Source organism: Marinobacter sp. E2 (assembly GCF_055755345.1).
In genome coordinates, this window is sequence record NZ_CM146911.1 from 2,598,951 (window position 1) to 2,613,220 (window position 14,270).

The window sequence follows — 14,270 nt, forward strand, 5'->3', positions numbered from 1 at the left end:
ACGCAGACAGAAAGCTGTTCATCGCTCGAACAGACTTTAGCAGGTATCTGTATTGCTTTTGCTAACGCTTTATCTGACTATTTGCTAAAAACATCAATACTTCTGAGCAGTTGAAAGCTCTCCGCCGCCGCTAAGCCGACAGTGTTTCCTCTAAATTCGGCCAATCGTTGCACATTCACAAACGATCTTGGATGGGGTTCACACCGCATTTCCAACTCATAGGCCCGTAACGCTTCCATCTTTTTTCCCATGAAGCCTGAGACGTCTATGTACGCGTTAGCAACAAAAGGGGTAGCCCCTGGAGTATTCCAACCGGTTGCCGATAGCACCTCGAATGCATACAATTCAAGCACTGAGGAGCCTGGCATTGGCCTGCAAGCAGTCATTGTTGCTTGGTGGGTAATGCGGTGATCGATATTTAGATCACCGTAGTGGTGGGTATAGACTACCTGTGGCTTTAATTCCTCGATTACCGCTTCTAGTGCTTGAACAATATCCAATAGCGGAACGCTATCCATACGGTTGTCCGGAAAACCGAGCATGTACGCTTTGGTTATTCCCAGTATCTTGTGGGCTTTTTCTGCAGCTGCATTCCGCTGCTCTAACTCTTCAGGTGTAGCACCTGGGCGGGATGTCACTCCATCCGCCAGAAAAACAGCGTAAACGATATCTCCTTCCGCCACGTGGCGAGCGATGGTACCTCCGCAGCCTAGAGCCTCGTCGTCGGTGTGGGCGGCTACCACCAGAACATTTTTGCTCATCCAATGAACTCCCACTTCATGGCGGTGCCGGCCGCAAGATCCCTGTTCACCTTTCTTCCCAGCAACACATCGATGTTTTTAGGCGCTAATCCGTAGCCTGGACGAACAATGCGCAGGTTTTCCTCAGTCAGTACATCACCTTGTTTGACGCTTTTTGCAATGTAGAGGGAGCGTCTGAATTTAAGAGATTTTTTCTCAATTTCGGCGCCACCATAGACAACGCTGCCAACACTTGCCCAGGCGCGCTCGCTTTCCTCAACGAGTGCCGAGAATTCGTGAGGCTCCAGTGAGAACGAGGCGTCTACGCCGCCGTCTGATCGTCTCAGGGTAAAGTGCTTCTCAATGACGGTTGCACCCAACGCGGCAGCTGCACAGGGCACACCAATACCAAGCGTGTGGTCCGACAACCCAACCTGCAAACCGAACATTTCCCGTAGGTGAGGGATAGTGGCAATATTTGCGTCGCCTGCTGTTGCAGGGTAACTCGATGTACATTTCAGGAGGATCAGGTTGTGATTACCCTCGCCTTTGGCCACTTCTACCGCGTCGTGTATATCGGAAACCGAGGCCATGCCTGTGGACATAATCAGAGGTTTTCCGGTAGCTGCGGCCTTCCTTATGAGCGGAAGGTCAACCAACTCGAACGAAGCGATTTTGTAACACGGAGCGTCGAGTTCTTCGAGCAGGTCGATTGCCGAAGGCTCGAAAGGAGAACTGAACACGGTTAGGCCCAATTCATGGCAACGCTCAAATATCGGCTTGTGCCATTCCCATGGCGTAACAGCCTCTTTATAAAGCTGATAAAGGTTGCGCCCATGCCAGGGGCTAGACGGGTCGTCAATCAGGAATTCAGGGCTATCGACATTCAGCGTCAAACCATCAGGGCTTGCCGTTTGAAGCTTAAGAGCGTGAACGCCAGCTTCTGAAGCTGCCTGTACCAGCTCCATGGCCCGATCGAGCGATTGATTGTGATTACCCGACATCTCCGCAATGATAAACGGCGGCTGATCGGGTCCAACGAGGCGATCGCCTATCTTGATTGCTTCCATTTTATTTAGCCTTGAAGATAAAGGTATCGGAGTCCCCCATCTGAATGTGCCAGTTCTCTGGATTCAGAAGGTCGGGGCCACCCCATTGTTTGTCATAGATTTTTACGGAAAACGGCTGACTGAAAACTTCTTTTTCCGGCTCTTTCTGGTACCCCGATGGAGACCAGCATTCGAACTTCGAGAGCCCATGCTCAGCGGCGGTTACACGCGATTCCGTATGTAAGAGCTGAAAGACCGGGGTAGCGCTCTCTTTATTCTGATATTTGCTAATCACTGGCTGGTCAACTTCTCCAAACCGCCACTTCAACCAGTTATCGGAGTAGTTAAAACTAAAGGGCCTGTCTATAAACTCCTCAGGATCAAAGTCATCGGTAGTTACAAAGCTCGCGAAAAACGGGGTCTTCCACCGGAACAATGTGGTTTTTACGGTAGTAAACCTTTGGTTAGCAAAGCCAACTATAAAAGGGATCCCATTATCAATGCAGAATTCGTCTAATGACTTCATTAAGCGTGAGATCACCGCCAAACCCCGAACGGATTCGGTTACATAGGCGTGCGCCCCCATATAGACCTTATATTCGCCAATGGTGACCGGGAATAAACCATAATGTCCGATAATTCCATGCTCTGATTCGGCAACGAAAAAGACCGTTTCTCCTTCGGGATATTCCTGATAATAATGTTGCCACTTCTGCATGCTCCAACCGTGCGGATTGCCTCCTTCGGAAAAAAGGCGAACAATCCCTTCCGCATCTTTTTCGGAACCGCGGCGAATCTGAAACTTCATGCCGTGCTTCCCGCATCCACGGTAACTACAGTGCCGGTTATCATTTTGGCATCGTCGGACATCAGGTAGTTCACCATACTTGCTACGTCGTCCACATGTGCAAGCTCACCAAGAGGACTTCGCCTTTTTATCGACTCCAGCTTTTCGCCCTCAAGTCCCTGGGTCATGTCCGTCGCCATATACCCGGGTGCCACACTATTAACCGTTATTCCGGCCTTTCCTACTTCCCGAGACAAAGATTTTGTAAAGCCGTTCATGGCAGACTTTGTGGCTCCATAAACTGCAAGGCCTTTAAAACCTGTGCTCCCAATGATGGAAGAGATGTTGATAACTCTCCCCTTCCTGTTAATCAACATCGGTCGCAGGAGGTATTTTGTCAGAAGAATCGGCGCCTCAACATTAACCCGAAGAACTTTGGATATATCGCTTTCATGCATGGTCGCCAGAACACCATCAAGCCCTAAAGCCGCATTGTTTACCAGGCCATAGAGACGACCGTATTTCTTTGTCACTTGCTGGCTGAACTCATGAATACCCGATGTATCCGAAAAATCATACGGTTCGAACACGGCATTGTCGGTAACTGCCAGCCATTCTTCGCACTCGGAAGAACATTTTCTGCCTACTACGATGACCTTGTAACCTGTTGCAGCCAACCGCTTTGAAATTGCGAGACCCAAACCCCGGGTACCTCCGGAAACCAGTACTAAATCCATAACGTTATTTCCTGCTGATCTTGCCAGTTGGATTGTGCTCAATTTCAGTCACAAACCGAATGAGAGCGGGCACCTTATATTTCTCAAGCCGCGCCCTACAGTGACTCATGATTTCCTTTTTCAGGGCTGCCCTGTCCGTATCGGGCGTTCTGGGCTGAATCTCAGCCGTTACGAGTTGCCCCATCACACCACTTCCTTTGGGCTTCACGAGTACCTCGCCAACACCGTCCACTTCCCGGATTACGGCCTCAACTTCCTCAGGAACGACCTTATTGCCGCCAACGTTGATAGCACCCGAATCGCGGCCCAGAAACAAAACGCGCTCGTTACGCATGGCCACGAGGTCCCCCGAATCGATAAAACCATCAGAGTTTGCCATTGAGGCTCCGCCAGCCGAAGGAACATATCTCTCGGGTTTTATCAGCAATGTTCCTGATTCACTAATTCGGAGCTGGTTTCCAGCCACTCCCTGGTCCAAGTATTGAACAGGGAAACCCACTAAACCGTCTGTTACGGAAAAACCAACGCCTGCCTCTGTAGAGGCGTAAATATGCGCGATCCTGGCGTTCGGAAATGCCGCTTTAAGCGCATTCAGGATCGATTGATCTGCCGGCTCGCCACCGAGGGTAATCTGCCTGAATTGCTGATCTCCCAAGACACCACTCATCAGCAGTTTCCGCCAGTAGGTGGGGGTTGCCGAAAGCGCATTTGTATTGTTTTCCCGAAGGAAGGCTGCCTGATCTCGAATGTTCCCAATATGGTTACAAAGAACAAGCCGAGAGCCACTCGCTAAGGCCTGAAGAACCACCTGAAGGCCGGCGAACCTGAACGGATCGTATACCAGGCCCCAAATGAAATCTCGCCCTCGATTGGGGTCGAGTTTACAGGTCCTAGTCAGGCTATCCGTCGAATGCTCGATGAGCTTAGGCGTCCCGGTGGTTCCAGACGTTGCCAACACCCAAAGGGTGTTAACAGCTGCCTGGGGGTTCCCTGAAAAGTCGCCTCTTTTTTCCGGAGCGTTGCCTGAAAACGATTCATCGACAGAGAGGGTCGGCTGAAAACGTGCTTTCAAGGAACCATAGTCATCAGAGCTTCTGAGTGAATCAGGAACCAGAAAAACAACTTCCGCCACTCCATCAAGCGCAATCATCCAAGTAAGAGCGTCTATGCTGTCTGCCAACTCAAGGGCTACCCTGGAAGCATCGATGCCTCGCAATAAATCCCTACAGGCAGCAATGTCTCGCATCAGGTCTCCAGAAGTTTTCTGTCCTTCTGGCGAAACCCACAAAACCTGATCGTCACTGATTTTTTTCAGTAGCTCTTCCAGAATCACAATTGAACCTACTTAGCCCGATTCTCATAAATGGCGACGAACTCACCGAATGTTGTGGGATACACAGCCTCTTCCATTTCCACAAAGGGATCAAACCCCAACTCTTCTTCTAACCTTGCGACGAGGATTGCAAAACCTAATGAATCGAGACCGCTATTGAGAAGTACTGTGTCATCAGTTAATTCCCCACATCGTAACGATGATTCCGTCGATTCTAGCGCCTCATCAAACAGCTCAAGAATAACTTCACGTACTTGCATCTAGTTCTCCAATTTTTAAATTTTCACATGCTGTTCTAATGGAACTCGGGATAACTTTTGTCGCTTTGTTGAGAACAGGTTCTATGGTCCCGGCAACAAGCCGGTATTCGATGAACTCTACCTCCCTGCCGCTCGAGGTAGAGCGCAAAATCTTACCTGTCTCCGGAATGCCAAGAAACCGATTCAGTTTTATAGGGTTGGCGTTATGAGAAGCGACCTCGCTTCGCATGCTCTCGGTCGCGGGGAAGCTAAAAGAGTATTTGATCGCAATAATGACTAGCCCCACGAACAAACCAGGTATCGCTTTTTCACTGCCAATATAACAACCCCAGGTCACTTCTTTCCCGCCAAGCCCTGTAAAGTATATGGCTGCAACCGGTGTATCTCTTAACTCAACGACAAAGTACGCCCGTGAGTCATCTGTATCCAGAGCCCGTAAGAATCTGCCGTGATCGTCATTAGCTATAGTGGAGTCATCCAGCATATTTAACCTGATACGCTCGGAGTTCCGCCACGCCAGCACACTTTCAGTATTCTCTGGATTGAACGGAACTAATTTAAAACAATTCATCAAGCAACCTGATCCGTAAGTGTTTGAACAACGCGCTTACAACCCTGCCCATCAACCAATGCACGCATTTTTTCAGCCCTGGTCTCCATCATTGCGGGATTCTCTACCTGCTCCTGCAAGGCAGTAGCTATCGTTTCAGGATGAACGTTCTCAGCTTTGCCTAAAAACTTTATCAGTCCTTTGCTCTGCAATTCATGGTTAACCTGGTCCTGATTCGGCGCAACACTTACAACAATAGAATTTAAACCGAGACACATTCGCTCCCAATTGGTCGAACCACCGGCACCTAGCATTAAGTCCGCTCGGATCATCAGTGCAGAGAGAGTTGGCAACTCAGAGTAGAGCCTCGCCTTCGCTCTGTTCTTAACGAGGCCCTCGACATTTTCGGGAGAGGGATGATTCCGGCCAATAACAACATCAACCGAGAGTGAAGCAAACTCCTCCCGTTTAAGGACTTCCAGATAAGTTTCCGTTAAATGGTATGGATCACTTCCACCAACAAAAACCAAAACTCTGGATATGGTTCCGTCTCTCCGAGGGAGAGCTTTCGCACACGAAGCATAGTCACTCCCCAAAAGAGCGAAATGCGGCCCCAAAAGCAAACGGCAATCAGGGTTTATTCTGGCGAAATAGCGCTCTCGCGTATCCAGACTGACCGCATTTTGATCGAGAAGAACGTCGGCGTGATGGGAACGATCTGCCAAGTCATCAATCACCATTGTTTTCTTTGTTGCTAAGGCCGTATATCGCTCCCACTGAGCGTCCAGCGCATAGTGGTCAACTATCAACCAGTCCGGATCCAGACGATCAAGCGCAGCGCGCGTCCCGGAAGCATCCAGTTGCCACGGAACTCCCAACAACGGTGCATGAGGAATCCCCTTGTCCAACTGGTCCAGATCTCCGCTGACAGGCGCTTTCAATAATTCAACACCAAAGCCTCTATCTGAAATTACAGGCCCCATGTGGCCTTGAAGGTCACGGCATACAAAACTGCAAGTGTGCCCTTGTCGACGAAGCTCTTCGGCCAGTGTCAGGCACCTCATTACATGGCCAGTCCCAATCCGGATGGAGGCATCGGTTCGAAAGACGACCTTCATTCGTTAGCCTTTGCGTTCTGCATGGCACGAAACATCCACTCTGCCCTGCTCCAATCCTCAGGGGTGTCAATATCCTGCACCCTATGGCGGGGGAGCATTACGGGAGCAGAGCCCTCTGAGAATACCGCACGCTCCTCAAGCCATGCCTCAGCCGCACCCCAGTAGAACTGACCGGCATCGTGCCATGCCTCCTCCAAATCCTGCGAACGGGTATGGAAGTGTTCTGGATGGAACATAGCCACGCGGCCACGTTCGGTAATCCGGATAGCCCGCTGGATTGGGAAAGCGTAACTTGTTACAGAGAATGCATAATTTGCTCTCTCCATCCGAATCAGCGACAGGCCTCGCTGGATATCCTCTGAGGAGATAAACGGGGCCGTTGCGTAGATGCAACAGGCATATTCAATCTGCTCGCCGTTCCGCTGCAGCCAGTCCACGGCGTGCCGAATGACCGGCAAAGTCCCGGCGTAATCATTGGAAAGCTCTGCTGGCCGCACAAAGGGTACTTCTGCGCCAAACTGCATCGCTAGCTCAGAAATTTCGCGGTCATCTGTGGATACGATAATTCGGTCGAAACATCCGCTTTCCATCGCGGCCTCAATCGGCCAGGCAATCATCGGTTTACCACAGAAATCCCGGATATTTTTGCGGGGGATTCGTTTGCTTCCACCCCGGGCAGGAATAACCGCAACACGCTTTGCAGATGTCATTTTACGTTACCCAGAATCTCTTCTATAACCGAAACTACCCTATCCTGCTCTTCAAAGGTGAGCCCATGGAACATAGGGATACTGATAGCCTCTCGGTAGTAGGCCATTGAGTTCGGAAAATCATCTTCCTTAAAGCCCATCTGTTGGTAATACGGCTGCGTGTGCACAGGGATATAGTGCAGATTTACGCCAATGCCCCGCTCTCTCAAACCCTCAAAGACTTCCCGATGGCTCAGATGGGTTTGCGACAACTGCAATCGAATTACATAGAGATGAAGCCCGCTGTAGCTGTCGGGATGCTGCCAGGGAAGTGTCAGCGGCAGCGCGCCCAAGAGCTGGTCATAGCGCGCTGCAAGTTCATGGCGCCGAGCTACGAAATCGTCCAACCGCTGCATCTGGCTTACGCCCAACGCGGCTTGAAGCTCTGTCATCCGGTAATTAAAGCCCAGATCCACTTGCTGATAATACCAGGGCCCGTCAGGTTCATGGGTCATCAAGGCTGGGTCTCGGGTAATGCCGTGGCTGCGCAGCAGGTTCATCTTTTCCGCTAACTCAGCATCGTTCGTTACCGCCATACCGCCTTCGGCAGTGGTCACAATCTTGACTGGGTGGAAGCTAAATACGGTTATGTCACTGTAGCGGCAGTTGCCGATGAACTCGCCCTGATATTTGCCGCCAATCGCGTGGGATGCGTCTTCAATTACCTTGAAGCCGTACTCTTTTGCGAGAGTACCAATCGCTTCCATGTTGCACGGCTGGCCGCACAAGTGAACTGCCACCACCACTTTCGGCAAACGGTCTTCCTGCTTTGCCTGTTCAAGCTTTTTCTTAAGCGCAACCGGGCACAGGTTGTAAGTTTGTGGGTCAATATCCACAAAATCGACCTGCGCACCACAATACAACCCGCAGTTAGCGGAGGCTACAAAGGTAACAGGCGTGGTCCATAGCCAGTCGCGCTCCCCAAGGCCCAATGCCAGGCAGGCAATGTGCAACGCAGATGTGGCGCTGTTTACCGCCAACGCATGGTTGGCCCCCACGTGGTTTGCCACTGCCTGTTCAAACTTAGGCACCATCGGGCCCTGAGTCAGGAAGTCTGACTTCAGCACCTCTAGTACCGCATCGATATCCGCCTGGTTAATGTCCTGCTTACCGTAGGGAATCATGGTCAGATCTTGCCAATTTCGCTGTTGTGGCGATCAATCCAGGATTGCAGCTCTTCGTCTGTCATCCATTCGGTGTTGTTATCACTGGCGTACACAAAGCCCTCGGGCACTGGCTTACCGTCTTTGATGCGCTCTTTGCAGGTTCCCCAATCATTGATGTTGGGCAGGATCTTGAAGTGCTCAGGGTACTCGTAGGTGAAGTAAGAATCCTCGGCGCCAATCATCTGCTCATGCAGTTTCTCGCCCGGGCGGATGCCTACGATTTCCTGCTCGGCGTCTGGGGCGACAACGCGGGCCAGATCCGTCATTTTCATAGACGGAATTTTCTTCACGTAGATCTCGCCGCCCACCATGTCTTCAAAGGCATGCCATACCAGCTCCACGCCCTGCTCCAGGCTGATCATGAAACGAGTCATACGGGGGTCGGTAATGGGCAGTACGCCTTTGTCTTTGATAGACATAAAAAACGGGATAACTGAGCCGCGGGAACCCATTACGTTGCCATACCGTACCACGGAGAACTTGGTTTGGTGGCCACCGGCGTAGGAGTTACCTGCAACAAACAGCTTGTCAGAAGCCAGTTTGGTGGCACCGTACAGATTGATTGGGCTACTGGCTTTATCGGTGGAGAGAGCCACAACGCCCTTGATGCCTTTATCGATGGCGGCGTCGATCAGGTTCATGGCGCCGTGGATGTTGGTCTTAACGCACTCGAACGGGTTGTACTCGGCGGTGGGTACAATTTTGGTGGCGGCTGCATGCACTACGTAGTCCACACCATCCAGCGCCCGATATAAGCGGTCTCTGTCCCGGACATCACCAATAAAGAAGCGCAGGCGGTCGTCGCCCTGGAACAACTTCGCCATCTCCCACTGCTTCATTTCATCCCGGGAAAACACGATGATTTTCTTGGGGTTGTACTTTTCCAGGGTCATTGGAATGAATTTATGGCCGAAGGAGCCGGTGCCGCCGGTGACGAGGATGGTGGAATTTTCGAGCATAGTCACTTTCTCTGGGTTTTACTTTAAAGATGAATGGTATCACCGCCAGTCGGCGGGTGTTAATCGGTAGAACTGGAAGGTTTTCCAGACCAGCATAAATGCGAAGGCGGAAATCAGCCCAAAAGGCACTGCTAGTTCTCCGACTATCGGCGCCAGGGCAGCAGTACTGGCCAGGAAAACCACGAATCCGACGATGTGGGCAATAATCAGCGCCTTGTCTTTGCCCCTGGCGTACAAGCCATAATGCGGGATCATGCCGACAACGAACAGACCGGTGGAGAGAAGCAGCCAGGCAAACAGGTCAATACGCTCAAGATAAAGCGGTTTATCCAGCCACTGAAGTAACGGCATGGCCGCCAGCCACGCGCACGCAGAGAACAGCGCGGTAAGGGCTACCGTCTGCCAGGCCATCTGGTGGTACTTTTTCCGGAATTCTGCGGCATTGTTGTTGGCATGGGCGGCGATCATAGCCGGGTATAGGAAAGTAAACACGCCCGCATCCATAAAGCCCAGCAACGCCATGCACATACCAATAAAAAGCACGTACGCCCCGAGCACATCCAGCCCTGCGAGGGCTTCAAACCAGTACCGATCCACGGTGTAGATGCCACGCAATGCAAGTGTGGCAATCAGCATGGGAATCGCAATCTTCAGGCCTTTTTTCAGCCACCCCCAATCTACACTTTGAAGCCATCCACCCATCGGTATTCGCCATAAAACGGCAACACCAATCAACATCCCGATACTACTGCCGACTATCCAACCGGTAAGTACGGTTGGCAGTTCCTGGCTGGGCTCATTGAGGAACATAACGGCAACTACTGCCACACACCAAGCGCCAGCACGAAAGAACAAAACCCAACTAGCGACGAGTTGCCGTTGCAGCGCCACCAGAAGACGGTTCAGCTCCTGGGTTATATGTTCCAATACCAGAATGGCCAGGAACCATGGAAGTAACCACCAAGGGAGCAGTTCCAGGGCGAACAAACCAACTGTGAGCGGCAGAAACACCGCGTACAAAATCAGGCTGAGAGCAACCTGGCTTTTGAGCAATTGGCCTCGATTTTCAGGCTCTGCTTTCAGGATCTCTCGCGTAGTGAAGATGTAGAAATCAAAGCCCAGAAAATAGAGCGCATAACTGATGGTAACCGTCAGCAGGCCGAATAAGCCCAGCTCGGCGGGCTCCAAAAACCTCGCCAGCATGAAAATCAGCAGAAATTTGCTGACTAAGGTAGTGCCCCGCAGGCCGAGATTGGTGAGCCTGATGACCAGCTGCTTCATTACGCGGATGTATCGCCGGTATTGTTCTGGCTAGAGCTCTCACCATCGGAACCTCTGATAAACACTCTGATAAACACAATAAATACCCCGAGCATGCCACCCAGAAGCGTTGCAATTACGCAGATGAGCGCCCGCTTCGGTTCTGCCTTTTCCTCCGCCACAACCGCGGGGTCGACCGTTTTAAACACATACTCTTTCTGGGCATTGGCCAACATCACTGTACGGGTTTCATTCTCGATGAGCTGGTAGAACACTTGCTGCATGCCCGCAATGTTGGTTTCGTCCAGCTTTTGCTCGAGGTACGCTATCCGGGCTTCTGCTTCTTCCACATCCTGCTTACGCATGTGTTCGTTGATATCTTGCACCAGCTTTTCCGCCCACTCCTTTGCCAGAACAGGGGAATAGTGTTTCACGCTCACCGTAATCATACCGGTGTCTTTGGCTTCGCCAACACTGAAGTGGTCTTCCCGGAAGGCTTCTACCATGTCCCAATCGGTAGGTTTATAGCTGTCACCATCGCTGTCAGGCAGCCATTCGCCCGTTTCGGGATTGTACTTGTCTCGGTCGTACACCCAGTCCCCGGTCTTCTTATTCCAACCTTCCACGGCCATTAACGGAATTTCCAAGTCATGGCGACGGAAAAAACTGGAAAGGAAGGCACGCGACTGCAGCACTTCTTTGGCAATAACGGTCTGATTCGAGTTTCCGCCACCCAGATTAATACCAGCAAGGCTCGCCAACCCTCCAAATTGACTTGCGAGGCCGCTGAGGCCACCGCCCTCGTCCTGGGTCGGCGCCACCAGTACGCTGGACTGGTAGATATTGGGTTTGTAGAGCGCGTAGCCAACGCCTGCAGCCGCGAACACAACTGTCGTCAGAATTATTATCCATTTGCCTCGCCACAGAGTGGCGAACAGTTCCCGCAGGTCGATTTCATCGTCTGGGTAATAAGTCGGTTGTGGCGCTGTTTCGTTCATCAGAGGTTTCCTACTGCCGCGGCGCCCAGCGCCATCTGGTAAACGATCTGGCTCACGTTGGTCCAGAGTTCAAGCTGATTCAGGCGGTCTACATCAATCGGCATAATGATAGTGTCGCCCGGTTGCAGCTGCTGGCTTCGACCACCAAACCAGCGGCTGCGCTCCGGAAGCATAACGGAGCCATCGGCTTTGACCACATAAATACGGTCTTCATCTGCTTGCCGGGTGGGACCACCGGAACGCTCAAGATAGTCATCCACTGTCAAGCCGGGCTGGTGCAGATGACTGGTGGGGAATTGAACTTCCCCGAAGACAGAAACCGCCTGGGGAATCGTGGGTATGGTCAGGCTATCGCCTTCTTGCAGGCGAATCGGCTGATAGTTTTCATCGCTTACAACAGCCGCAAGATCAATGACCATTCGCCCAACCGGGCGGCTGTTCTGGACATCCTCCAAGAGGTCTTCAACTTGCTGGATACGCTGCGAGGTTTGGCCGCCGAAGTTGTCACCCTCTAGCTGTACGCCTAGCAAATCGCCCTGCAGGCGCTCTTCGGCTTCGCGCAGGCGCTGAGCTTCCAATTGACGCAGTTTTTCTCGTGTAAACACGGCTCCGCGAGGGAATGCATTCTCTGTCAAACCACCGGCGCGTTGGAGTACGTCTTTGAGGGTTTCGCCATCACGGAAGGTGTAGATACCCGGATAACGGACTTCTCCTTTGAGTTCAATGGTGCGTGTTTTGGCGAACTCGGGAATGGACTTGATCAGTACCCTGTCGCGGCTTTGCAATTCGATATTGCCTCTACCTGCCATGGCATCCGACAGGTTCACGTTAAGAATGCGCGTTTGGCCCACGCCGTCCTCATCTACGGTGTAACGGGCTATCTCGGCTTGGTAGAGCGACGCCGAGTCTTTCAGGCCACCTGCCACAAAAATGGCATCTTCCAGCCTTTGGGTAGCAGGCAGGGGGTACTCACCGGGGTATCGCACCGGACCACTGATCGCAATGGTTTGCTGCGGCTGGGCCGGGCTGGCCTGGGCCTTCAGTCGCTGGATCACAGGTTCAAATAAATTTTCGCGCGTGAAGGTATCACTGGCAGGCACTTCGTCGACTTTTGCTTTGCTCTCCGGTTGATTCGCCAGATCCGCGTCGCTTTCGATATCAATTTTTCCCGCGTCTGAGAAAAACAGCAATCGGTCTTTTTCTTGCAGCTGGAGATCCTGCTGGCCACCAGGGTTACGCACGACTTCCCTCAGCTGCAGGTTCAGCACAGATATGGTGTCATTTTCAGGGTCTGTGCGAACAACCGCGGCGTATTTTTTGTCGGCCACAGGAGACAGATCTGCGTCCAAATTCTTGATCAGGGAGCTTACACGCATACCAGGAACCCAGGCGAACTTGCCGGTTCTGACTGCCGCTCCCTGAACTTCTACGTACTGACCGGTAATGTCTGCTATGGAGGGAATGGTAATTCTGTCGCCTGCCTGGATATTGGCTTTCCGGCCGTTTTGGCTGGTGTAGTCAGCCTCCGCGATGATGCGCAGAAAGTCTTCGTTTGTTCGCTCTATGTTAATGCGTTGCGGGTAGGCCTGAGGCGTGAGACCGCCGGCCATACTGACCAGTTGTGACAAGGTGTTTTCACCATCCAGCTCATAGAGCGCTGGCCGATACACTTCACCCTCGATACCGACTCGTTTTCCCACTGGCGGGATGAAGATAACGTCTCCTGCCTGAAGGCGGTTGTCATTTCGGCTGTCACCTTTCAGCAAAAGTTCGTACAAATCCAGAGCGCCCAGTAATCTACCATCGCGCTTGTGCTGCACGTTTCTGAGGGAGCCGGTTTGTTTGATACCGCCAGACACATACAGTGCATTGGTGATGGTAGATAGCGAACTGACGGTGTACGAACCCGGGTTTCTTGCCTCTCCGAGAACAAAAACTCTCATGCTTCGCAGTTCACCCAGTGAGACACTGGCCTGTACACCAATGTACTGTTCTGAGGCCCGCTTTCTGATTTGCGCCCGGGCTTCATCAAAGCTCAGACCTGCCACACTCAGGGGGCCGGAATCGGGAAAGCTGATGGTGCCATCCCGGCTTACGGGAAGCTCAAGATTCTGATTTTCCTTACCCCATAGTTGAATGCGAAGCACATCTCCAGGACCCATCGTATAGTCTGCAGGCACCGGGATCTCCGTTACCGGAGCAAAGGTGCTGGGGTCTCCAGCAAACAGATCGTAGCCAAAGGGCTTGAGGCCATTGTTCTTCTCCGCTGTTTTTTGTTCCTCGGCCTGTTCTGCCAACGCCTTGTCGCGTTCCTGATCGGTGATCTGGCTAACTGGCTCAACCACTTGAACCGGTTGTGGTCGGTCGGCAGCTGTATTGCCGCCAGTCAATGCGTTCAGGTCTACGCCATATTGCCTTGCAAGCGCCTCCTGCTGGGCTTTGGGCAGGCTCTTAAACTGTTCAACTTGAGCGGGCGTAATCGACTGGGCCGCAGCCACCATGGGCAGCAGCAGTGCGAAGATAAGCAGGCGTTTTTTCAGGTTCACGGTTACGTAATTCCGTTT

General features: G+C 52.0%; 14 protein-coding genes. All 14 read right to left on the reverse strand.

Going from position 1 to position 14,270, the window contains the following annotated elements:
• Positions 1-77: 77 nt before the first annotated feature.
• Genes AC0J1C_RS11845 through AC0J1C_RS11910 form a run of 14 tightly spaced genes read right to left on the reverse strand, consistent with a single transcriptional unit; the run spans position 78 to position 14,252 of the window.
• The gene (locus AC0J1C_RS11845) at positions 78-761 is read right to left on the reverse strand and encodes a PIG-L deacetylase family protein (RefSeq protein WP_473044060.1); all 684 of its coding nucleotides are present in this window, start codon (positions 759-761) and stop codon (positions 78-80) included.
• Entirely contained in the window at positions 758-1,810 is a 1,053-nt protein-coding gene (pseI, locus tag AC0J1C_RS11850; RefSeq protein ID WP_473044061.1) for a pseudaminic acid synthase, read from the reverse strand. The genes AC0J1C_RS11845 and pseI overlap by 4 nt, the downstream gene beginning before the upstream one ends.
• A 1-nt stretch (position 1,811) precedes the next feature.
• Positions 1,812-2,597 (reverse strand): hypothetical protein, encoded by a 786-nt coding sequence (locus AC0J1C_RS11855; RefSeq protein ID WP_473044062.1) that lies wholly within the window; start codon positions 2,595-2,597, stop codon positions 1,812-1,814.
• The gene (locus tag AC0J1C_RS11860; RefSeq protein WP_473044063.1) at positions 2,594-3,313 is read right to left on the reverse strand and encodes an SDR family NAD(P)-dependent oxidoreductase; all 720 of its coding nucleotides are present in this window, start codon (positions 3,311-3,313) and stop codon (positions 2,594-2,596) included. Before AC0J1C_RS11860 ends, AC0J1C_RS11855 begins: the two co-directional genes overlap by 4 nt.
• 4 nt (positions 3,314-3,317) lie before the next feature.
• Positions 3,318-4,646, reverse strand: a complete 1,329-nt coding sequence (locus tag AC0J1C_RS11865) for an ANL family adenylate-forming protein (protein WP_473044064.1) — start codon at positions 4,644-4,646, stop codon at positions 3,318-3,320.
• 8 nt (positions 4,647-4,654) lie between these two features.
• Positions 4,655-4,906 carry an acyl carrier protein gene (locus tag AC0J1C_RS11870; RefSeq protein WP_473044065.1) on the reverse strand — a complete coding sequence of 84 codons (252 nt, stop codon included), beginning with the start codon at positions 4,904-4,906 and terminating at the stop codon, positions 4,655-4,657.
• On the reverse strand, positions 4,893-5,477 hold the full coding sequence (locus AC0J1C_RS11875; RefSeq protein ID WP_473044067.1) for a hypothetical protein: 585 nt from the start codon (positions 5,475-5,477) through the stop codon (positions 4,893-4,895). The genes AC0J1C_RS11870 and AC0J1C_RS11875 overlap by 14 nt, the downstream gene beginning before the upstream one ends.
• Positions 5,477-6,574, reverse strand: a complete 1,098-nt coding sequence (gene pseG, locus AC0J1C_RS11880; RefSeq protein WP_473044068.1) for a UDP-2,4-diacetamido-2,4,6-trideoxy-beta-L-altropyranose hydrolase — start codon at positions 6,572-6,574, stop codon at positions 5,477-5,479. Before pseG ends, AC0J1C_RS11875 begins: the two co-directional genes overlap by 1 nt.
• Positions 6,571-7,284, reverse strand: a complete 714-nt coding sequence (gene pseF, locus AC0J1C_RS11885) for a pseudaminic acid cytidylyltransferase (protein WP_473044069.1) — start codon at positions 7,282-7,284, stop codon at positions 6,571-6,573. Before pseF ends, pseG begins: the two co-directional genes overlap by 4 nt.
• Complete coding sequence (pseC, locus tag AC0J1C_RS11890) at positions 7,281-8,447, reverse strand: UDP-4-amino-4,6-dideoxy-N-acetyl-beta-L-altrosamine transaminase (protein WP_473044070.1); 1,167 nt, start codon at positions 8,445-8,447, stop codon at positions 7,281-7,283. Before pseC ends, pseF begins: the two co-directional genes overlap by 4 nt.
• Positions 8,448-8,449: 2 nt before the next feature.
• Positions 8,450-9,448, reverse strand: coding sequence for a UDP-N-acetylglucosamine 4,6-dehydratase (inverting) (gene pseB, locus AC0J1C_RS11895; protein WP_473044072.1), 999 nt, complete (start codon positions 9,446-9,448; stop codon positions 8,450-8,452).
• Positions 9,449-9,487: 39 nt separating this feature from the next.
• Positions 9,488-10,729, reverse strand: coding sequence for a lipopolysaccharide biosynthesis protein (locus tag AC0J1C_RS11900; RefSeq protein ID WP_473044073.1), 1,242 nt, complete (start codon positions 10,727-10,729; stop codon positions 9,488-9,490).
• Positions 10,729-11,706, reverse strand: a complete 978-nt coding sequence (locus tag AC0J1C_RS11905) for a Wzz/FepE/Etk N-terminal domain-containing protein (RefSeq protein ID WP_473044074.1) — start codon at positions 11,704-11,706, stop codon at positions 10,729-10,731. The genes AC0J1C_RS11900 and AC0J1C_RS11905 overlap by 1 nt, the downstream gene beginning before the upstream one ends.
• Positions 11,706-14,252: an SLBB domain-containing protein gene (locus tag AC0J1C_RS11910; RefSeq protein WP_473044075.1), complete on the reverse strand. Its 2,547-nt coding sequence runs from the start codon at positions 14,250-14,252 to the stop codon at positions 11,706-11,708. Before AC0J1C_RS11910 ends, AC0J1C_RS11905 begins: the two co-directional genes overlap by 1 nt.
• Between the last annotated feature and the right edge of the window lie 18 nt (positions 14,253-14,270).

Excerpts from the sequence above, each read along its gene's own strand:
- AC0J1C_RS11845 (WP_473044060.1), bottom strand. The coding sequence starts at position 761 with ATGAGCAAAAATGTTCTGGTGGTAGCCGCCCACACCGACGACGAGGCT.
- pseI (WP_473044061.1), bottom strand. The coding sequence starts at position 1,810 with ATGGAAGCAATCAAGATAGGCGATCGCCTCGTTGGACCCGATCAGCCG.
- AC0J1C_RS11855 (WP_473044062.1), bottom strand. The coding sequence starts at position 2,597 with ATGAAGTTTCAGATTCGCCGCGGTTCCGAAAAAGATGCGGAAGGGATT.
- AC0J1C_RS11860 (WP_473044063.1), bottom strand. The coding sequence starts at position 3,313 with ATGGATTTAGTACTGGTTTCCGGAGGTACCCGGGGTTTGGGTCTCGCA.
- AC0J1C_RS11870 (WP_473044065.1), bottom strand. The coding sequence starts at position 4,906 with ATGCAAGTACGTGAAGTTATTCTTGAGCTGTTTGATGAGGCGCTAGAA.
- AC0J1C_RS11875 (WP_473044067.1), bottom strand. The coding sequence starts at position 5,477 with ATGAATTGTTTTAAATTAGTTCCGTTCAATCCAGAGAATACTGAAAGT.
- pseG (WP_473044068.1), bottom strand. The coding sequence starts at position 6,574 with ATGAAGGTCGTCTTTCGAACCGATGCCTCCATCCGGATTGGGACTGGC.
- pseF (WP_473044069.1), bottom strand. The coding sequence starts at position 7,284 with ATGACATCTGCAAAGCGTGTTGCGGTTATTCCTGCCCGGGGTGGAAGC.
- pseC (WP_473044070.1), bottom strand. The coding sequence starts at position 8,447 with ATGATTCCCTACGGTAAGCAGGACATTAACCAGGCGGATATCGATGCG.
- pseB (WP_473044072.1), bottom strand. The coding sequence starts at position 9,448 with ATGCTCGAAAATTCCACCATCCTCGTCACCGGCGGCACCGGCTCCTTC.
- AC0J1C_RS11900 (WP_473044073.1), bottom strand. The coding sequence starts at position 10,729 with ATGAAGCAGCTGGTCATCAGGCTCACCAATCTCGGCCTGCGGGGCACT.
- AC0J1C_RS11905 (WP_473044074.1), bottom strand. The coding sequence starts at position 11,706 with ATGAACGAAACAGCGCCACAACCGACTTATTACCCAGACGATGAAATC.